The organism is Synechococcus sp. N32 (assembly GCF_900473895.1).
Taxonomy (GTDB): domain Bacteria; phylum Cyanobacteriota; class Cyanobacteriia; order PCC-6307; family Cyanobiaceae; genus Parasynechococcus.
The window spans coordinates 50,269-69,751 of sequence record NZ_UCND01000014.1; the positions used below are offsets into that span (position 1 = coordinate 50,269).

The following is a 19,483-nucleotide window of genomic DNA, read 5'->3' on the forward strand; positions in this document are numbered from 1 at the left end:
ATCAACCCTGATCGGGCAACGGAGTCATGGACTTGAGCCTTTCATTGAGCTGAGTCGCCAAGCTCTGACGGCCCACCGCCAGAACCTTGAGGGTGTCTTCGTGCATCCGCAGTTGAGCATCGGCAACCTGCATGCCACGCACAAGCTCCTTGAGCTCATCAGGAAGCGTGTTGAGGTCGTAGCGCTTGCCCTCAAAGGTCAAGACAGGGTTGTTGGCTGCGGAATCAGTCATCGTTCATCGCCGGGATGGCGGTGTACCGGCGGCAAGATCGTAGAGGGATTCAGGACTTCTGCCGATCTCGAATGAACTGCCGTTCGCACAATTCGCGGTAACGCCCACCACGCTGCATCAAGTCGTCGTGGGTTCCTCGATCGACAACAGCGCCTTTCTCGAGGACAACAATCCGATCAGCCTCCTGCACCGTGGCCAGACGATGGGCGATCACCAACACGGTTCGTCCCTTCATCGCCTGCTTCAGTCCGAGTTGCACCGCCGCCTCGGCTTCAGCATCAAGGGCACTGGTGGCTTCATCCAGCAGCAACAGCGCTGGGTTGCCAAGCACCGCCCGGGCTATGGCGATCCGCTGCAGCTGGCCACCGGAAACATTGGTTCCCCGTTCTTCGAGCTGGGTGTCATACCCATCGGGCAAGGCGCGGATGAAATCATCCGCATTGGCCAACCGCGCCGCGTCGCGCACCTCATCGTCCGTCGCACGACGGCCGAACCGAATCGCTTCAGCAATGGTTCCTGAAAACACGGTTGTGCGCTGCGGAACCAGGGCCACCTGCTGACGCAGCTCACGGGCGCGCATCAAGCTGATGTCGGTGCCGTCGAGACGGATCTCGCCCTGTTGCGCCGTGTTGAACCGGAGCAGAAGCGACAGCAGGGTGCTTTTACCCGCACCGGAGGGGCCAACGATGGCCAGCACCTGGCCCGCATCCACCCGCAGATTCAGCTGACGCAACACCGGCTGGGCTGGGTCATAACCAAAGCTCACCTGATCAAAAACCAGATCACCCTGAAGTGCACCGATGGGTTGCGCCTCAGCTGGATCCGCAGCCTCCTGGGGCTCTCGCTCGATCTCCCGCAGACGTCGCAGTGATGCCTGACCCTGCTGAAATTCGTTGAAGTTGTTGGTGACGTGGGCAATGGGATCGATCAGCACGATCAGCCCCGTCAGGTAGCTGCTCAGCCCGGCAATGCTGAGATCACCGGTCTGGATTCGCCAGGCTCCGAGGGCCAGCACGGCAAACAGACCCACCACTTCGATGATGCCCACCACCGGATGCTGGAGCGCCACAAGGCTGTAGGTGCGGTGACGTGCCTGCCGGTGTTGGTCGATTTCCGTCTCGAAACGGTCCTGCAACCAGGGTTCGGCGGCAAAAGCACGCACCAGGGGCAAACCTTCAATGGCCTCACCCAGCAAACCGGCCAGTTCACTCACCTTTTTCTGACTGCGTTCCGTGGCCGCCATCACGCGCGCACCAAACAGGCTGATCAGCCAGACGATCACCGGTGCCAGCAGCAGGATGGCCAGCGTCAGCTTCCAGTCGAGCCAGAGCATCATCCCCAGCACCGCAACGAGCTGAAGAACGCTGGGGACCGTGTCATGGATGGTCTTGTACAGCACCTCGCTGACGCGATCGGCGTCTTCGGTGAAGCGGTAGGTGAGATCACCGGCCGAGAGCTTCTCCAGTGCCCCCAGCTCCACGGTCTGCAGGCGGCGGAACAGATCACGCCGTAAGTCCTGGCTCACCAGCAATGCAGGCCCGGCAAGAAGCGAGTCCTGACCGAACTGGGCGATCTTCTGAACAGCAAAGATCAGCAACGCCAGCCCGATCAGCTGAAGCACCCGAGCCAGATCACCCGACCCCAGCGCGGGAAACAACTCCCCGGCCAGCTGCACGAGCAATGGAAAGCTGCCCACGTAAATCGCCATGCAGCAGCCCCCCCAGAGCAATTCCCGCAGGTGGGGGCGAAGCAACGGCAGCAGCCGGCGAAAACCGGCCTGGGATGGGGTCAGCATCGCGGAACAGTATCAATGGTGAGCTCAAAACTCTGCCCAATGAAGCTGGATCAGTTCCTGAAATGGAAGGGTTGGGTCTCCACCGGCGGTGAAGCGAAGCAACGCATCCAGATGGGTGAAGTGGAGGTCAATGGAAGCGTTGAAACCCGGCGGGGACGTCAGCTTTCCGCGGGAGATCGGGTTGTGCTTGCTGGGGAGGAGTCCGTTGTCGGCAGCGAAAACGCGACCGGGCCGTAAGTTGGCTGCCACATTCCATGGGGAAGCAAGGCGTGCGCAGACCGGTGATCGCTGGCAACTGGAAGATGCACATGACCTGTGCCCAGTCGCGGGAGTTCATGGAAGCCTTCCTGCCGTTGATTGCTGACACCCCGGACGACCGCGACCTGGTGCTGGCACCACCCTTCACGGCGCTGTCGACCATGGCGGAACTCAGCCAGGACTCCCGGGTCTGCCTGTCGAGCCAGAACGTGCACTGGGAAGGCCAGGGAGCCTTCACCGGGGAGATCTCCCCAGCCATGCTCAAGGAGCACGGGGTGACCCACACGATCGTGGGCCACAGCGAACCGCGGAAATACTTCAGTGAAAGCGACGAACAGATCAACCACCGGGCCCGCTCCTCACAGTCCAACGGTCTGATTCCGATCGTTTGCGTTGGCGAAAGCGATGAGCAGCGCGAGCGGGGCGAAGCTGAACGGGTGATCCGCCGTCAGATCGAGCAGGGCCTGGAGGGTCTCGATGCCGAGAAACTGGTGGTGGCCTACGAACCGATCTGGGCGATTGGCACAGGCAAGACCTGCGCAGCCGAAGAAGCCAACCGCATCTGTGGTCTGATCCGTAGCTGGGTGGGCTCCCCCGATCTGGTGATTCAGTACGGCGGCTCCGTCAAACCCAGCAACATTGATGAGTTGATGGGCATGAGCGATATCGACGGGGTGCTGGTGGGGGGTGCTTCCTTGGAGCCCGAAAGCTTTGGACGGATTGCCAACTACCAAGCGGCCTGATTCAGGCAGCTGGCCTCAGGGTTGGGGCCAACGCACAGCCGTGATGGGGGTGATCAACGTCACCCCGGATTCCTTCAGTGACGGAGGGAGATTTCTGGCGAGCGAACTGGCCCTTGCTGAAGCTCAGCGGCAACTGAGCCGTGGTGCGGACGTGTTGGATCTCGGGGCGCAAAGCACCCGACCTGGAGCGGAGGAGGTGGGCGCCGAAGAGGAGTTGCGGAGGCTCCTGCCAGCGCTGAAGAGCATCCGGCAGCGCTGCCCAGAGGCACTGATCTCCATCGACACGTTTCTGGCGCCGGTGGCCGCCAAGGCACTGGAAGCAGGGGCCAACTGGATCAATGATGTAAGCGGTGGCCGTCGGGATCCCGATCTGCTGAGGGTGGTCGCTGATGCCGGCTGTCCGGTGGTGCTGATGCACAGCCGCGGCGACAGCCAAACCATGGATCAGCTCACGACCTATGCCGATGTCGTGGCAGATGTGAAAGAAGCGTTGCTGGAGCGCAGTGAAGCTGCGATTCAAGCCGGCGTTGATGAAAGCCAAATCATCTGGGATCCGGGTCTCGGCTTTGCCAAGACCCATGAGCAGAACCTCCAGCTGCTGCAGGATTTGGAACAACTCACTGCAGGGCCGCGACCGGTGCTGATCGGCCCTTCACGCAAACGCTTCATCGGTGCGGTACTGGATGAACCCAGACCCAAAGCGCGTCTCTGGGGAACTGCTGCCGTGGCCTGCCGCTGCGCCCAGGCGGGTGCTGCCGTACTGCGGGTGCACGATGTGGGCCCCATCAGCCAGACGCTGCGCATGGCGGCTGCACTCTGGTGAGCTCCACGATCTTTGTTCAGATCGCGGCATACAGGGATCCAGATCTCCCGGCGACATTGCACAACCTGATTCAGCGCGCAACCCAGCCAGAGCGCCTGCGCTTCGGCATCTGCCTGCAACTGGCGACTGATGACCCGCCCCACTGGGGAACAAGCGCATTTCCGGATCATCCACACCTGAAGTGCATCAGGTTCGATGCAGCGGACAGCCGCGGGGCCTGCTGGGCCCGACGACAGGCTCAGGGTGTTTACGGCGGGGAAGACTTTCTGCTGCAGATCGACAGCCACATGCGGGCCGTGGAGCACTGGGATGACCTGTTGCTGACGACCTGGAGGGAATGCAGCGATGAGCGCGCCGTTCTCAGTGTTTACCCGAATGGCTTTCAACAGCCGTGTCGTTTGCAGACATCAACCCTGCCTGTGATGGCAGCCGCCGGTTTCGATGCCTACGGCATTCTCAAACTGCGAGGCATCAGCCGATTCCAACTGCCAGAAGAACAACCTGATCGTCCCATCCCCGGGGCATTTATCGCCGGAGGATTCCTGTTCGGCCCGGGCTCAATCGTGAGCGACGTGCCCTACGACCCCGAGCTCTACTTCTATGGCGAAGAGATTGCCATGTCGGCACGACTGTGGACGTCGGGTTTCAACATCTACGCTCCGAATCGTCTTCTGCTTTTTCATCTCTACAAGTCGCAAGGCACAGCAGCAGAACACTCAGCCACGCACTGGGGCGATCACAGCGACTGGTTTGAACGGAACCGACTCTCCCTCGTGCGGGTGCACACCCTGCTGAACAGCCTGCATCACGCTCCACAGAAGCTCAGAGCGACAACCGAAGACGTTGACAACCTCATCAACTATGGGCTGGGAGACCAACGCACACTGAACGACTACCAGCAGTGGGCTGGTGTGAATTTCACCAGGTCAGAAGTCAGCGAACAAGCAAAGAACGCAGAGTTCAACCCAACGTGTCACTGAACACCGCTCAAAACCGACAACCACAAACCCTTGTTTAAGGTCATGTTAAGTTCGAAAAGAGAAGGCAAATGCTTGCAAGGTGAAGTCCAAAAGACAATCAAAACAAGGTAACATCAATCAAGATCTACAAACATGCTTCATCATCGCCGGGTATACCGGCGCAGGAAAGTCAACGATTATCAGGACGTCTCATGAACTCGAAATACGACTGTTTGGAGAAGAATTTCATCAACAATTCAGAGACACGAGCCAATTATCCTCCCATACAGAAAACGATAATTACGATGAAGCGATAAAAATCAGCGCCAATTTCCAAGGCAGGCACATCCGCAAACTCACAAAAGAACAACATCCCCCAAAAAACATACTCATCCAACTGGACCTCAAGCACGTCGTGCACAGGCTTGGGCACTCAGCAGCGACGAAAAAAGAACAGAAAGAAATTGAAAAACTCACAAAAGTCCCAACCCCACGCAGCAGAAAATCAGATCCAAAAATTTGCGACCTCATGATGTCGTGCTACCTAAAAAATTCATTCTTCCAAAGATTTAAATCGATCGTTGTAAATACTGTATACACAGATTTCGAGCAAAACTATAGACAATACGCATCCCGCGAAACACAACAAGGGAAAACAGTTCAATTCGACGATGCCGACAAACGAGAAACCGAGAAAAAAGCACATGCTGCGATGCATACGGCCTGGCGCAACAACTTGCACATCCTCAACCCAGAACGACAGTTCATCACCACAGTCAACAACGATGGGGATCTGATCTCTAACGATCAATGCATTTGCATGAACTGGAAACACAAAGTCGGGCTGGCATAGTCGTATCCCCAGCTCGCTACTCCCAATAAAAAAGCCAGAGTTCGATAAACCCTGGCCTTGATTTCGATTGAAGCTGAGGCGTCAGTCGGTGACGACACCTTCAATCCGATCCTCAACCTCCTGGTACAGCTCCTGAAGCTGCTCGATGTTTTCATCCGAGGTCTCCCAGTATCCGCGGCCATGCACCTCTAGCAGGGTGCCCACGATCTGACGGAAGCTGTTCGGGTTGAGTTCCAGCAGACGCTTGCGCATCTCGGGATCATTGATGAAGGTTTCGTTGGCCTCTTCGTAGACGAAGTTGTCAACGGCACCGCTGGTAGCACTCCAACCCAATGTGAAGTTGAGGCGCTTGGCCACCTCTCGCACACCCTCGTAGCCGGAATCGAGCATGCCTTCGTACCACTTGGGATTCAGCAGCTTGGTGCGTGAATCCAGGCGGATCGTTTCACTCAGCGAACGCACCTGCGCGTTGGCCGTGGTGGTGTCAGCGATGTAGCTGGTGGGAGCTTTGCCGTCATCACGCAGGCCAGCAATGAGCTTGGTGGGGTCGGAGTCGAAGTAGTGGCTGACATCGGTGAGAGAGATCTCAGCCGAATCGAGGTTCTGGAAGGTGACATCCGCCGTCTTCATCACGTTCTCAAACACCTCCCGCTTCTGGTTCATCTCACCGGGGTTGTCGGCATTGAAGGCGAAGGTCTTGCGGGAGAGGTACATCTCCTGCAGCTCACCTTCCTCCTCCCAGGTGCTGTTCTCGACTGCGAGGTTCACGTTGGAGCTGTAGCTGCCGCTGGCATTGGAGAACACCCGGCAGGCCGCATCCCGCAGGCTCGTGCCTTCTTTCTCCGCCTGCTCAAGAGAGTGCTTACGAACGAAGTTCTGCTCCAGAGGCTCGTCGGCCTCGGCAGCCATCTTCACGGCCTGATCGATCAGCGCCATCTGGTTGATGAACAGATCGCGGAACACTCCGGAGCAGTTCACCACCACATCAACGCGAGGGCGGCCGAGTTCCTCCAGGGGAATCAGCTCAAGCTTGTTCACCCGACCCACGGAATCCGGCATCGGCTTGACGCCAACGAACCAGAGGATCTGAGCCAGGGATTCGCCGTAGGTCTTGATGTTGTCGGTTCCCCAGAGCACGCAGGCGATGGTTTCGGGCCAGGTGCCCTGCTCCTCGCGCTGACGCTCGATCAACTTGTCGACAACACTCTTGGCTGCAGCCACCGCGGCACGGGTGGGGATCGCCTGCGGGTCGAGGGCGTGGATGTTCTTGCCGCTGGGCAGCACACCAGGATTCCGGATCGGATCACCACCGGGGCCCGGAAGGATGTATTCACCATCGAGAGCCTTCAGCAGACTCTCCATCTCCATGTCGGCACACACCTGCTCAAGGCAGAAGCGCAGATAAGCAAAGAGCTTATCGAGCTCGGTGGCATCGATCTGCACGAAGCCAGCACTGCAGCAGGCCCGCAGCCAAGGCGAGGGAAGCTTGAAGCCGAACTTGGCCAGCAGGTCGTAGAACCAACCGAAGCTGTTGCGCAGGCTGACCCGACCATCACGGCCGGTGAGGGTGCGAACCATGGCGCCAATGGCAGCGCGGGATGTCTCCGTGATCGTGCGGTTGAGTTCCACATCGGCGAGGACGCCCTCGTCGTTGCCTTTGTAGATGTCTTCGATCGAGCGGCCCATCGCCTCAGCCAGCAGGCCAGGGAGTGAGCGCAGCCCATCCTCCTCACGCTCAAGAGCAGCGATGTTCACCAGAGTGGCAACGGCTTCCTCTGCGGTGGGAGGCTTGCCAATGGTGTGAAGGCCACAGGGAAGGAGACGGCTTTCGATCTCCATCAACTGGCGGTAAACGGCGCCCACCAGGGCATCACGACCCTCCAGGTCGAGGGTTGAGGCATCGTCCTCAGGAAGGACGACATCCTTATCGAGGTTGCACTGGCGTGCCGTCTCAATGATCGTGTTGACGATCTGAATCCCGCGGCCACCCTCACGCAGCTGCTGGTAGGAGCCCACCAGCTCACCCAGTTCCTTCAGGCCCTTATAAAGACCGGCATTTTCAGCCGGAGGGGTGAGGTAGCTGATGGTGGAGGCATAACCCCGCCGCTTGGCGATGGTGGCCTCAGAGGGGTTATTGGCAGCGTAGTAGTAGAGGTTGGGCAGCGCTCCGATAAGTGAATCGGGGTAGCAGGTTTCGCTCATACCCATCTGCTTGCCGGGCATGAACTCGAGGGAGCCGTGGGTGCCGAAGTGGAGCACCGCATCAGCCTTCCAGATCTTCTGGAGATAGGTGTAGTAGGCGGCGAAGCCGTGGTGAGGGCTGGCGCTGCGGGAATACAGCAGACGCATCGGATCACCCTCGTAGCCGAAGGTGGGCTGAACGCCAACGAAAACGTTGCCGAAGTGGCGACCGAAAACCAGCAGGTTCTGGCCATCGCTGTTGAGGTTGCCGGGGGGCTTGCCCCAGTTCTCTTCGAGCCGTTCGGAGTAAGGCGTCAGACGCTCATACTCCTCAACGCTCATACGGTGGGCGATCGACAGCTCCGGAGAGCCCTGCATGGCATCGGCGTCGTTAATGACGGCCTCCAACAGCTCTCGAGGAGTGGAAGGCAGGTCCTGCACTTCGTAGCCCTTCGCCTTCATCTCCTGCATCACCCGATGGATGGAGCCGAAGACGTCGAGGTAAGCCGCCGTACCGACATTGCCTTTGTCGGGAGGGAAGCTGAACACGGTGATCGCCAGCTTCTTCTCGTTGCGGGGCTTGATCCGCAGCGAAGACCATCGGATGGCCCGCTCAGCAATGGCATCAACACGGTCTTGAAGTGTGTGCGCCTTGCCGGTGGCATCGTCGCGACCCGAAAGAACGATGGGCTCAATAGCGCCATCCAGTTCAGGAATGGCGATCTGCAGGGCCACCTGCACCGGGTGCAGGCCAAGGTCGCTCTGTTCCCACTCCTGGGTGGTCTGGAAGACGAGGGGAAGCGCCACCATGTAAGGACGGTTGAGCTTCTTCAGCGACTCAATCGCCTTGGGGTGGTCCTGACGGGCCGGGCCTCCGACCAGCGCAAAACCAGTGAGGGAGACAATGCCATCCACCAGGGGCTGCTCGGGATTGAGCGGGTCGTAGAAGAAAGCATTGACCGGCTTGGAGAAGTCGAGACCGCCGCAGAAGATCGGAATCACGCGAGCGCCACGGAACTCCAGCTCCTGGATGGTGGCCACGTAATGGGCATCGTCACCGGTGACGATGTGGCTGCGCTGCAGCACCAAACCGATCACCGGCCCTTTGCGGGCTTCCTCAGAAAGGTCGGTGCGGCTGGAAGTCCAGTTGAGATATTCCTTGAGGTCCTCGAACATCGAGGGAGCCAGGGGGTGCCAGATGCCGAGGTCGGGGAACACTTCGGGCTCCGCCACCTCCATTGCCGGGCGTTCCTCGCCTTCTGCAGCTGGGAAGACGTATTTGTCCGCCAGCATCAACAGGAAGTTGCGCAGGTTGTCGGGGGTACCGCCCAGCCAGTACTGGAAGCTGAGCATGAAGCTGCGGGCATCCTGCGCCTTCTCAACCGGCAGGTACTTGAGAACGGTGGGCAGCGTGTTCAGCAGCTTGAGCATCGCGTCCTGGAAGCCAGCACCTCCGGCTTCCTTCCGCTTCTTCATGAAGCCTGCGATGGCGCTCTTGCTCTGACCGAGCTGGGCCATGGAGAAGCTGCCCAGCTTGTTGAGACGCATCACCTCCGGCATGGAAGGGAAGACCACCGCCGCCTTGAGTCGGTCGCGGTGGGGAGCGACAGCGTCCACAACCTTCTGAGCCAGATCCTCAATGAAGATCAAGGAGGCCACAAAGACATCAGCCTCAGCCACGTCGGCGCAGAAGCCGGCGTAGTTGTCGTCGTCGCGGAGTTCTTCGATCAGATAGCCGCTCAGCTCGATTCCGAGATCGCCACCGGAGGCATTGAGAGCCGTCGCTGCCTGGGTGAGGGCGTTTTGGTACTGGGGCTCCAGCACCACATAAACCGCCTTCATGACGGACTTGTGGTTCTGGCCCTCCACAGGAGCAACGCGGCGATCGGCGGAGCGGACCTGTGTGAACATCAGCGCGCTTTGAGCAATGTGAAGAACCTTACGGCGACTGGCCCTGAGGGCGCGAGGATTTCTGACCGGCCGTTACACGAGCCGACCCATAGGCTTTGGAGCGTCTGCTGCGCTTTCATGACCGCTCCGATTCCCGTCGTTGTTGCCGGTGCCCTGGGGCGCATGGGCGCCGAGGTGATCAAGGCTGTGATGGGAGCCGAAGACTGCAGCCTGGTTGGCGCCATCGACAACACCCCCGGCAAAGAGGGGGCAGACGTGGGTCTGGAGCTGGGCCTGGGCGAGCTGGAAGTGGCCATAACAGCTGATTTCGAAGGCTGTCTCTGCGCCGTGAGCCAATCGGTGCGGGACAGCGGCAGCGGCGCCGTGTTGGTGGATTTCACCCACCCCTCCGTTGTTTATGAGCACACCCGCGCGGCGATCGCCTACGGCGTTCACCCCGTGATTGGAACCACAGGGCTCTCGCCGGAACAACTCAACGACCTCACCGAGTTCTCGGCCAAAGCGTCCGTGGGTGGGGCCGTGATCCCCAATTTCTCCGTGGGCATGGTGCTGTTGCAGCAAGCCGCAGCCGCAGCGGCACGGTTCTACGACCACGCGGAACTGACGGAACTTCACCACAACCGCAAGGCGGACGCCCCCAGCGGCACCTGCATCAAAACCGCTGAGCTGATGGAGGAGCTGGGCAAGAGCTTCAATCCCGAGGAAGTGGCTGAGCACGAATCATTGGCGGGCTGCCGCGGCGGACAGCGGGACAGCGGCCTGCGGCTGCACTCCGTGCGGCTGCCGGGCCTGGTGGCTCATCAAGAAGTGATGTTCGGTGCCCCAGGGGAGACCTACACCCTGCGTCACGACACCATTGATCGTTCCGCCTACATGCCAGGGGTGCTACTCACGGTGCGCAAGGTGGGCAGCCTCGGCAGCCTTGTGTACGGCCTTGAGCGCCTGATCTGAAGGCGACACCATGCTCATTCCCCTCCGCCCCGGCGAACTGCAACGGCTGATCCCCGCCGTTGCCACCGGCAACCAGTTCCGCTTTGCCCTCGGCAACCCCCAGGAGGTGCTGCAGCGCCTGATGATCGCCGCCATCGGTGGGGTGATCACGTTCCTGATCTACAACCAGGCGCAGCTCGGCAGCCGCTGGGGCCCCGTCTGGCTGGTGATCAGCGTTGTGTTTTTTCTCTATGTGCTGTGGGGCCCGATCGTGCAAGCCGGCCAGCGCAACGCCACCCTGCGGCGCTACCACGCGGCTGCCCTGTTTGAGGGCGAGGTGGCGGACGTGATCACGCGTGAGCGGGTGGAAAACCGCCACGAGCAAGCCGACAGCCGCGGGCGGCTGGAACTCGTGGAGAACCGACGCACCTGGATGCTGCTCGAGCTCGAAGACGAGGAGGGTTACCTCGGCCGGGTGGCCTTTCCGATGGAAAAAAAGCACCAGTCGATCCGCCGCGGCAGCATGATCCGCTGCCTGGTGCTGAGCGAGCGCAAGGATTTCTCAAAGATCGGAGCCCTCAGCGATGCCTGGCTGCCGGGCATGCGGATGTGGGTTGGCGAGTACCCCTTCCTGCTCCGTCCCGCCTTTGAGGAGCTCTGCCAACTACGCCTGAACAGCCGGCGCTGAACAACAGGCGCTGCTGAATATTTCTTAAACCTGGTTTACACTTCTTAGCAATTAAACGGCGGCATCCATGTCCCAGTCCTCTCCCACCACTCCTGTCGTGCGCGGTGCACAGGTCACCACGGAAGACGGCGGCCGCCTCAACGCCTTCGCCACGGAACCCCGAATGGAAGTGGTTGAAGCAACCCAGGGTTGGGGTTTTCACGATCGCGCCGAAAAACTGAACGGCCGCATGGCCATGCTCGGTTTCATCGCTCTGCTGGCGACTGAACTGGCCCTGGGCGGCGAATCCTTCGTTCACGGGCTGCTCGGCCTGGGCTGATCGTCTCGCGCTGGATCGGGATGGCTGGCCAGACTCCTTGAATGGTTCCATCCCCTCCAGAGATTCATGTTTTGGGAGCTGGTCCCACCGGCGCCCTCACAGCTCTTGCCCTCGGCCTCCGTGGTCAGCGCGTGGCTCTGTTTGACCCGCTGACGGCATCGGAACTGCAATCCAGAAGTCGGGCGTACGCCATCACCCATTCCAGCCGCCGGTTGTTGACCAACCTGGGCCTATGGCACGACCTGCGCGATGCCTTGGTGCCGTTCCGTGAGCTGGATTTGCGGGATGGGGCCACCAACGCCCGCGTTCTCTTCAGCGAGGACGACCTGGCATCAGCCAATCGACACCATGACGGCATCGGCTGGATCCTCGATCACCGGCCCTTGATGAAGTTGTTGCTGGCTCGGCTGAAGGCCAATTGCAACGTGGCCATGCACCTGGCCGAACCATGCCCTGATCCAAGTGCTGACGCCCTGATCGTGGCGGCTGACGGACCGAGCTCCCCCACACGAGAGGCCTGGGGCATCCGTCACTGGGGCATGCGCTATCGCCAGGGGTGCCTCACCGCCAAAGTGTCCCTGCGGGGACTCCCCCACGACATGGCCTGCGAGTTGTTTCGCCCGGAAGGCCCTCTCGCCGTTCTGCCCTTGGGGCAGGGCAGGTTCCAGGTGGTGTGGAGTGCACCCTGGCAGCGTTGCGAGCAGCGCAGCACGCTGCAGCGCAGTGCCTTTCTCGATCAGCTGGCCGCTGTTCTGCCGGAGGGAATTGAACCGGATTTCCTTCTGGATCAACCCCGAGCCTTCCCACAACAATGGCTCCTGGCTCGCCGCTTTCATCGCGGACGGGGCGTGCTGATCGGCGAAGCGGGCCACCGCTGCCATCCCGTGGGAGGCCAGGGGCTCAATCTCTGCTGGCGTGATGTGGAAGGTTTGCTCCGCGCCGTGGAGCGGGGTGGCAGCGCCGCAACAATCGCTCGGCGCTACGGGACGAGCCGCTGGCTCGATGTGCTCCAGGTGGGAGTGGCGACGGATCTTCTGGTGCGGGTGTTCTCCAACCGCCAACCGCTGTTGCTTCCCCTGCGGCGTTTGGCCCTGCTGCTGCTTAAGCAGTTCTCTGGGCTGCGCCAACTCAGCCTGCGGGCCATGAGTGACGGCCCTATGCAGCTCTGGCGGGCCTTGCCAAACTGAACCAAGCGCGGGTCGCGACCATGGTGATGTCCAGCCAGCGGCAACCCCCAGCGACAGACGCCTTGCTGCAATTTCTTCAGCGGCGTTTGGGGTTGAGTCCCAGCGCCCTGGAGCTGGGACAACGCCAGGCGGAACTGGAACAAGCCCCCCTCCCGATCGTGCTGTGGAGCTTCGGGTTGTTGAGTTTGCAGCAACTGGAAGACGTCTTCGACTGGCAGAACAGTCAGCCGTAGCGCAACAACGCGTCCACGGGTTGGCCTGCGGGCAAGGCCTGACGGCCTCCGAGCCCTTCCAGCTCGATCACGAAGGCAAAGCCCACCAAACAACCGCCGGCCTGCTCCACCAGTTGTCCCGTCGCTGCAGCCGTTCCACCGGTGGCCAACAGATCGTCCACCACCAGCACCCGGGGTGAATTCTCAAATGCATCGGCTTGGATCTCCAGCCGATCGGTGCCGTACTCCAAGGCGTAATCCAGACACACCACCTCACCGGGCAGCTTTCCGGGCTTCCGGACAGGCACGAAGCCAAGTCGTCGGTCGCTGGCCAAAGGTGCCCCAAAAATGAATCCCCGGGATTCGATCCCCACGATCAGATCAGGCTTCACCTGGTCGCAGAACGCACCCAGCTGGCGGATCACCTCGGCCATGGCTTCGGGCGACCGCAGCAGGGGGTTGATGTCTCGAAACAGAATTCCAGGCTTGGGAAAATCTGGAATTGAGCGAATGTGCGACTGAAGATCCAAATCCAGGTGACGCAATGGCGGTGCCCCTGGCATCATCGCAGCCATGACTGAAGCTCCAGCCCCCATCGCACCCACCGACGGCGCGCGTCTCAGCCGGCGGGGCGTCGAGCGTCTCGACCTGTTGCTACTGACCATTGAGGCTCTCGACCTCAATGGTGGCGAGGCGATGGTCTGGACCAGCCAGCAGATGGGACTCCAGGCGCAATTCCCCAACCGGGTTGAACTTTGGAAGCGGCGCTGTCACAACCCGCTTCGGCGCACCACCCGGCGGGACCAGCTCGACCCGGTGGACGCCGAATCGCTGATCTGCCTGGTGTGTGCCATGGCTGATCGGCTCTACCCCATGCTCCATCAACTCCTTTCGAGCCGCGAACCGGAACAGCTCACCCAACAGCGTTGGCAGTTGTTCCACGAGCGCCTGCGGGACCTGATTGAGGAGCGGATGAATCAGCGCCGGGAAGCCGTTGTTCGCCTGCTCACGATGGAGCCGGCGGGCCCTGTGCACCGTCAGCTGATCAGCACCCTGGCGTTCTGCGCAGGCCCAGGAGGAATCGATCGTCTTCGCGCAACCCTGCTCGACCACACGCTCTAGGCCGACCATGTTGAAAACGACATACCAATACGAACAGACCGCAGCACGGCTGGTGGTGGAGGGCTTGCCTGACCTCTCCGCCGGACATTCGAATGAAGTGATCGGCATCCTGTCGTCCTGGCGGCTGCAGTTGATCGGAGCACCGGAACTGGAAGGCACCCGAGATCATCTAGAGGCTCTGATGGCAGCGGTGATGCCCTACGCCAGGCATCGCATGTCCGGCGTGCAGCGCCGGTTTGGCCTGGAAAACGGTTTTGTGAGCATCGCGCCGGATCAGGCCAACCATCGGCTGGAACTGCGCAGCAGCCGAGAGGGCGTTGAGCCTCTGCAACTGAAGCTCGATGACGCCGAACTGGCCGATCTGGTGCGTTGCCTCGATCGCTTGCGGCTCGACAACCGGGTCAAGCTGGCCTGGACGTTCCCCGAGGACCGCCCGTTGAAGCGTCAGGAGATCGTCGATCGCATTCCTCTGCAGAAACGCCTCGGACCTCCCCTTCTGGCTGGTGTTGCTCTGGCATGCAGCATCGCCACCGCCTGGCTTGTGCCTCTTCCCCATGAGACCAAGGAGACATCGCCAACACCGGCACCGGTGGACAAGCCTGAAACGCAGTCCGACCGTTGACGTGCAGGAAACACGCTTCAGAATCGCCGCAGTGACGGCACCCTGATCACACCGATGCCATGAGGAAGGCGAGCCGGAGCAGCAAACGTGATCAACGACGGGTCTTTCGCCCCCGTCGCCGCTTCCCCTATGGCCCCGTCCTGCGTCAGTTGACGGTTGTCGTGCTGATGCTGGCTGCTGCCGCAGGGATCGCTGTCCTGCTGAATCAGCTGCCCCAGCAGGTGGACATCATGCTGCTGCTGAGCCAGGCCATTGATGACCTGATTGGCGGCGTTCAGCAACTGCTGGAAGCCATGCTCGGGCTCGCCGCCATCGTGCTGATCGCTGCCATCGCGCTTCTGGCGGGCATCCTCTTGCTTGGTGCGCTCTGGAGGTTGATTCGCATCATCCGCCTGGTGGTCTCTCCCCCAACTCAAGGCAGGCGCTGAGGCGGCGCCAGCGAGCGCTGATGGTTCCACAACTCCTCCAGGGTCACGCTTCCATCCCGATCGCCATCCAAATCGTTGAAGTTGCGACTGATCCAGGGAATGCTCTTGGCTTCCTGACGATTCAAGCGATGGTTCCGGTCACGGTCGGCCTGGCGGAAATGGCGCTTCAGGCGTGGGCCACTGGGCGATGAATCCTGAAGACGCAGGTCCTTCAACAGGAGATAGGAGCGATTGTTCTGCCGCTTGAGCACACGGCTCAGGGCGCGTCGACCCTGCACTTCCGAGGCATCCAATCGACCGTCTCCGTTGACGTCCAGGCGGATGAACAGGGTCTCCATCCTGGTGCTGTAAACACGCATGGTCTTGTCGCCCGGAGCGGCCTGCAACGCCATCGAACTCAGCGCCAACGCCACAGGGCCGAGCACACGGATGACGTTCAGCGAAGTCATGCCATAAGCCTATGGAGCCTGAGCCGCTCTGACGATGACTGATGCATGACAGGAAGCGGCTGAGCTGTGACCGGGTCCTACCGGAGAAGGACGGACGCCGAAGCGCTGCATACCATCAGCCCATCCGCTGATGGCCATGGCCAAGGACACAATGATCTGGGTGGTGGACGACGACCCGGAACTGAGAAAGATGGTCGGCACCTACCTGATCGACCAGGGCTATGACGTGCGCAGCCTCTGCGATGTGAAGCAATTCGAGGCACGGCTGGAATGCCAACGGCCAGATCTTGTGGTTCTTGACCTGATGCTGCCCGGCGATGATGGGCTGACGGCTCTGCGCAGGCTGCGGGATGCCGGGGATGATCTTCCCGTGGTGATGCTCACTGCGCGGGCCGATGGGGTGGATCGGATCATCGGCCTCGAACAGGGAGCCGATGACTACCTGGCCAAACCGTTCTTGCCCCGAGAACTCACGGCCCGCATTGAAGCCGTACTCCGGCGGCGCAACGCCATGCCGGCGGGAACGCCGGTGGAAGGTGGGGAATGCATCCGCTTTGGCGACAACCAACTGGATCTCGCCGCCCGCACCTTGCTGCAGAACAACGAGCCGGTAGTGATCACCAGCGGTGAGTTCAGCCTGCTGGCCGCCTTTGTGCGCCATCCCCATCGACCCCTCTCGCGGGAACGTCTGATCGAACTCGCCCGGGGTCCCGGCAGCGACACCGACAGCCGCAGCATGGACGTTCAGGTGTCGCGGGTGCGCAAGCTGGTGGAACCGGATCCAACCCGCCCCCGCTACGTGCAGACGGTTTGGGGGTATGGCTACGTGTTTGTGCCAGACGGCACGCCGAGATCCCGCTGACATGCCTCGCCAACGGGGACTGACACAAAGACTGGCTCGCTTCGGTGCCTGGGGGACGACCCTGCTGGTCTGTTGGATGCTGGCCCTGCTGCTGCTGCAGGTGCTGTTCGGCCGACAGCTGGAACGGATTCAGACGCTGCAGTTGGGACGGGACCTGGCGTTGAATATCCGCCTCAGCGAATTAACCCTCGAGCGTTATCCCCCTTCACTGATCAGCGAGCTCACGGGCCTGGACCTCTTGGTGAGCTCACAACCAGCGGCGCCAGATCGCGAGACCCAGGCTTCAGCCCAGCGGCGCCAGGAGCTGCGTCAGGTGCTCTGCTCTCGCCTCTCGCACTGCCGTGAGCTCCGGCCTGCCCCGAGCAGGGCGGGCACGCCGGAGGTTTGGATTGAACTGTTCTCTCCTCTGGAGCCGGTCTGGCTTCGCAGCCCCCTGCCCATGGCACGCACCTGGCCGCCACCACCCACCTTGCTGCTGCTGGCCCTGGTGGGCGCGACGGTGATGACCGGGGTGCTCTATCTGCTCCTCGATGTTGCCCGTCCTCTTCGCAAGCTTGAGGACGCCGTCTCTCGGGTCGGTGAAGACATCAACCGTGAGCCTGTCCCCGAGCAAGGATCCGCTGAAGTACGGCGGATCTCCCGACGCTTCAACGCGATGGTGCGCCGCCTGGCGGAAGGAGAAAAAGAGCGCGCCACGATGCTGGCCGGCATCGCCCACGATCTGCGAGCACCCCTCACACGGCTGCAGTTTCGTTTATCGATGCCGGAGCTCAACACCGAGGAACGAACGCGCTGCCAAAGCGATCTGGAGGCTCTGGAGCGGATTACAGGCCAATTTCTGCTGTACGCCGGAGGCGGTGAACGGGAAGCGTGTGTCGCCTGTCCATTGGATCAGTGGCTGGCCGAGACCGTGGCAGGCCAACCCAAGGACCAGCTTCAGCTCAAGCTCAGTCCGATCCATCTACCGATTCGACCGGTGGCCCTGGGCCGCGCCGTGAGCAACCTGATCGACAACGCCTTCAGCCATGGCACCGCACCGGTTGTCGTACGGCTACGGCTGCGCAGGCAGGGAGCGGAGGTTGCCATTGAAGTGTGGGACCAGGGGCAGGGAATGCCCAGCAACGCCTGGGAACGGGCCCTGCAACCCTTTCAGCGCCTGGATTCAGCACGGGGGCGTCAAGGCCATTGCGGCTTGGGGTTGGCAATCGTGAACCATGTGGTTCGCACCCATGCTGGACGGCTCAGTTTCCAACAGGGCAACGGCGACCCGGGCCGCTTTGCCGTGATCATCACCCTCCCGATGCAGGAGACGAAAACACCAGACATTCCGTAAAAAACCGGACCAGATCGACCCCGCAGATTGCAGCGCTGGCAGAACCGAACTGGCGATCCAACGAAAGCATGAGCCAGCCCTTCGACCACGACATGACAGCCGTCCTCGAGGCCATCGATCACTACAGCGATGGCGACGTCGACCGACCGCAGGAAATCATGGTGGAGCTGCAGGAGGGTTGCTCCAACAAGCACAAACGGCTGAACAAAAAGGTCTACGAAAAAGAGCTGGCCAAACTCCAGACGGAACTGGTGAAGATGCAGTACTGGGTGAAAGCCACCGGCTTTCGCATAATCATCCTGTTCGAAGGGCGGGACGCCGCAGGCAAGGGAGGATCGATCAAACGGATGACGGAGCCCTTGAACCCCAGGGGGTGCCGGGTGGTGGCCCTGGGCATCCCTTCAGAGCATCAGAAAAGCCAGTGGTATTTCCAGCGCTATGTGGAGCATTTTCCCAGTGCCGGAGAAATCGTTGTCTTTGACCGGAGCTGGTACAACCGGGCCGGCGTGGAAAAGGTGATGGGCTTCGCGACACGCGAACAAGTGGAGCAGTTTTATGTGTCGTGCCCACAGTTTGAGCAAATGCTGGTGCAGGACGGAATCCTGCTGCTCAAATACTGGTTCTCCATTAATGATGACGAACAGGAGAAACGTTTCCAGGAACGTATTGATAACGAAGAGCGTCGCTGGAAGATGAGTCCGATGGACATCGAGTCCCGCAACCGCTGGGTGGAGTACTCGAAAGCGAAGGACACCATGTTTGCCAAGACGCATATCCCGGAAGCCCCGTGGTTCACCGTGGAGGCGAATGACAAGCGCCGCGCCCGCTTGAATTGCCTGCGCCACATTCTCAGCAAGGTGCCCTATGAAGACATGACACCGCCACCCATCAAGATGCCGAAGCGCCCGAAGCAAGGAAGCTACAAACGGCCTCCCTTCAACGAGCAATTCTTTGTACCCAACAACTATCCCTACAAGAACTGACCAAGCAACTCCACCACAAACGGTTGACTTATGAACCCAATCAACCCATCGATTAGCCGCCTTCAGGCAGACCGATGGGTTTCGATTAGGCCAAAGCCATTACAATCAATACACTCCAAATCAATACGCAAACCAGCAGAACAAATAGATCAACAGTGACACGCCAAACACCAACATCCCAATCGAGGTTTTGATCCGCATCCACTTTTTGTCCCACTTGTAGGGAGCCATCACCACGATCGTAAAAAATGTGAGAGCGGCATACACAACCAAGGTGTGCTTGGGATGTTCCTTGGCAACCAGCATGCTGACGCCATGCCAGAAGAAGGTCAGCATTGAGGCATAGGACGAAATCGCTCCGAGGTTGTAAAGCAACTCTTTGCGCTTTTTGAGTTGACCAGCAATCGATTGTTGAAGGCGCATCAGAGACAACAAAGGGGCGAGAACTTCAACGTAGCGATCGATCTTGCACCTCACATTCCGAGAAATACGGGGAGTGTCATCTGCAGCGGGCTTGAGTCCAGACAGCGGCACGCTTTAAGGTATTTGACCATTCCAGTTCTGCAGGCTTTGCTCGGTTCCTGGCAGGTCCT

22 protein-coding genes are annotated in these 19,483 nt (G+C 60.5%); 16 read left to right on the forward strand and 6 right to left on the reverse strand.

All coding sequences use genetic code 11. From position 1 onward, the window contains the following. Position 1: 1 nt before the first annotated feature. Positions 2-232, reverse strand: a complete 231-nt coding sequence (locus DXY35_RS07515; protein WP_115081789.1) for a DUF6447 family protein — start codon at positions 230-232, stop codon at positions 2-4. Between the two features lie 49 nt (positions 233-281). After that, positions 282-2,027, reverse strand: coding sequence for an ABC transporter ATP-binding protein (locus DXY35_RS07520; RefSeq protein WP_115081790.1), 1,746 nt, complete (start codon positions 2,025-2,027; stop codon positions 282-284). A gap of 39 nt (positions 2,028-2,066) precedes the next feature. On the opposite strand from DXY35_RS07520, the gene DXY35_RS07525 reads away from it, so the two are divergent. From DXY35_RS07525 to DXY35_RS12445, 5 genes are all read left to right on the forward strand, one after another. Next, on the forward strand, positions 2,067-2,264 hold the full coding sequence (locus tag DXY35_RS07525) for an RNA-binding S4 domain-containing protein (RefSeq protein ID WP_115081791.1): 198 nt from the start codon (positions 2,067-2,069) through the stop codon (positions 2,262-2,264). Positions 2,265-2,296: 32 nt separating this feature from the next. Next, positions 2,297-3,028 carry a triose-phosphate isomerase gene (gene tpiA, locus DXY35_RS07530; protein ID WP_115081924.1) on the forward strand — a complete coding sequence of 244 codons (732 nt, stop codon included), beginning with the start codon at positions 2,297-2,299 and terminating at the stop codon, positions 3,026-3,028. Continuing rightward, positions 3,006-3,851 (forward strand): dihydropteroate synthase, encoded by an 846-nt coding sequence (gene folP / locus DXY35_RS07535; RefSeq protein ID WP_244273014.1) that lies wholly within the window; start codon positions 3,006-3,008, stop codon positions 3,849-3,851. Before tpiA ends, folP begins: the two co-directional genes overlap by 23 nt. Beyond that, positions 3,848-4,831, forward strand: coding sequence for a GlcNAc-transferase family protein (locus tag DXY35_RS07540; RefSeq protein ID WP_115081793.1), 984 nt, complete (start codon positions 3,848-3,850; stop codon positions 4,829-4,831). The genes folP and DXY35_RS07540 overlap by 4 nt, the downstream gene beginning before the upstream one ends. A 79-nt stretch (positions 4,832-4,910) precedes the next feature. Further along, positions 4,911-5,663 carry a hypothetical protein gene (locus DXY35_RS12445; protein WP_137006728.1) on the forward strand — a complete coding sequence of 251 codons (753 nt, stop codon included), beginning with the start codon at positions 4,911-4,913 and terminating at the stop codon, positions 5,661-5,663. An 81-nt stretch (positions 5,664-5,744) separates the two neighbouring features. Here DXY35_RS12445 and DXY35_RS07550 read toward each other — a convergent pair whose 3' ends face one another. Next, the gene (locus DXY35_RS07550; protein WP_115081795.1) at positions 5,745-9,755 is read right to left on the reverse strand and encodes a magnesium chelatase subunit H; all 4,011 of its coding nucleotides are present in this window, start codon (positions 9,753-9,755) and stop codon (positions 5,745-5,747) included. Between the two features lie 117 nt (positions 9,756-9,872). Here DXY35_RS07550 and dapB point away from each other — a divergent pair, with 117 nt between their 5' ends. The 5 genes from dapB (at position 9,873) to DXY35_RS07575 (ending at position 13,112) form a co-directional block, all read left to right on the forward strand. Continuing rightward, positions 9,873-10,706: a 4-hydroxy-tetrahydrodipicolinate reductase gene (gene dapB / locus DXY35_RS07555; protein ID WP_115081796.1), complete on the forward strand. Its 834-nt coding sequence runs from the start codon at positions 9,873-9,875 to the stop codon at positions 10,704-10,706. Between the two features lie 10 nt (positions 10,707-10,716). After that, positions 10,717-11,373 (forward strand): hypothetical protein, encoded by a 657-nt coding sequence (locus DXY35_RS07560; RefSeq protein ID WP_115081797.1) that lies wholly within the window; start codon positions 10,717-10,719, stop codon positions 11,371-11,373. Between the two features lie 67 nt (positions 11,374-11,440). Beyond that, positions 11,441-11,692 carry a high light inducible protein gene (locus DXY35_RS07565; protein WP_114987899.1) on the forward strand — a complete coding sequence of 84 codons (252 nt, stop codon included), beginning with the start codon at positions 11,441-11,443 and terminating at the stop codon, positions 11,690-11,692. Positions 11,693-11,733: 41 nt separating this feature from the next. Then, entirely contained in the window at positions 11,734-12,879 is a 1,146-nt protein-coding gene (locus DXY35_RS07570) for an FAD-dependent monooxygenase (RefSeq protein ID WP_115081798.1), read from the forward strand. 20 nt (positions 12,880-12,899) lie between these two features. Then, complete coding sequence (locus tag DXY35_RS07575) at positions 12,900-13,112, forward strand: DUF2949 domain-containing protein (protein ID WP_115010222.1); 213 nt, start codon at positions 12,900-12,902, stop codon at positions 13,110-13,112. On the opposite strand, the gene DXY35_RS07580 is transcribed toward DXY35_RS07575, so the two are convergent. Continuing rightward, complete coding sequence (locus DXY35_RS07580; protein ID WP_115081925.1) at positions 13,103-13,657, reverse strand: adenine phosphoribosyltransferase; 555 nt, start codon at positions 13,655-13,657, stop codon at positions 13,103-13,105. The genes DXY35_RS07575 and DXY35_RS07580 overlap by 10 nt on opposite strands. Before the next feature lie 7 nt (positions 13,658-13,664). On the opposite strand from DXY35_RS07580, the gene DXY35_RS07585 reads away from it, so the two are divergent. From DXY35_RS07585 to DXY35_RS07595, 3 genes are read left to right on the forward strand one after another with little or no spacing between them, the layout of a single operon-like run. Continuing rightward, the gene (locus tag DXY35_RS07585; protein WP_115081799.1) at positions 13,665-14,213 is read left to right on the forward strand and encodes a DUF3038 domain-containing protein; all 549 of its coding nucleotides are present in this window, start codon (positions 13,665-13,667) and stop codon (positions 14,211-14,213) included. Positions 14,214-14,220: 7 nt separating this feature from the next. Beyond that, positions 14,221-14,835, forward strand: a complete 615-nt coding sequence (locus DXY35_RS07590) for a DUF4335 domain-containing protein (RefSeq protein ID WP_115081800.1) — start codon at positions 14,221-14,223, stop codon at positions 14,833-14,835. A gap of 59 nt (positions 14,836-14,894) precedes the next feature. After that, positions 14,895-15,263: a hypothetical protein gene (locus DXY35_RS07595; protein WP_115081801.1), complete on the forward strand. Its 369-nt coding sequence runs from the start codon at positions 14,895-14,897 to the stop codon at positions 15,261-15,263. Here the strand turns inward: DXY35_RS07595 and DXY35_RS07600 are convergent. After that, positions 15,248-15,712 carry an EF-hand domain-containing protein gene (locus DXY35_RS07600; RefSeq protein WP_115081802.1) on the reverse strand — a complete coding sequence of 155 codons (465 nt, stop codon included), beginning with the start codon at positions 15,710-15,712 and terminating at the stop codon, positions 15,248-15,250. The two genes, DXY35_RS07595 and DXY35_RS07600, sit on opposite strands and share 16 nt — an antisense overlap. A 136-nt stretch (positions 15,713-15,848) precedes the next feature. Here DXY35_RS07600 and DXY35_RS07605 point away from each other — a divergent pair, with 136 nt between their 5' ends. From DXY35_RS07605 to ppk2, 3 genes are all read left to right on the forward strand, one after another. Continuing rightward, positions 15,849-16,574 carry a response regulator gene (locus DXY35_RS07605; protein ID WP_170950555.1) on the forward strand — a complete coding sequence of 242 codons (726 nt, stop codon included), beginning with the start codon at positions 15,849-15,851 and terminating at the stop codon, positions 16,572-16,574. A 1-nt stretch (position 16,575) separates the two neighbouring features. Next, complete coding sequence (locus tag DXY35_RS07610) at positions 16,576-17,907, forward strand: ATP-binding protein (RefSeq protein WP_115081803.1); 1,332 nt, start codon at positions 16,576-16,578, stop codon at positions 17,905-17,907. A 68-nt stretch (positions 17,908-17,975) separates the two neighbouring features. Beyond that, positions 17,976-18,890, forward strand: a complete 915-nt coding sequence (ppk2, locus tag DXY35_RS07615) for a polyphosphate kinase 2 (protein ID WP_115081804.1) — start codon at positions 17,976-17,978, stop codon at positions 18,888-18,890. Between the two features lie 120 nt (positions 18,891-19,010). Here ppk2 and DXY35_RS07620 read toward each other — a convergent pair whose 3' ends face one another. Then, positions 19,011-19,424, reverse strand: a complete 414-nt coding sequence (locus DXY35_RS07620) for a hypothetical protein (protein ID WP_137006729.1) — start codon at positions 19,422-19,424, stop codon at positions 19,011-19,013. Positions 19,425-19,483: the final 59 nt, after the last annotated feature.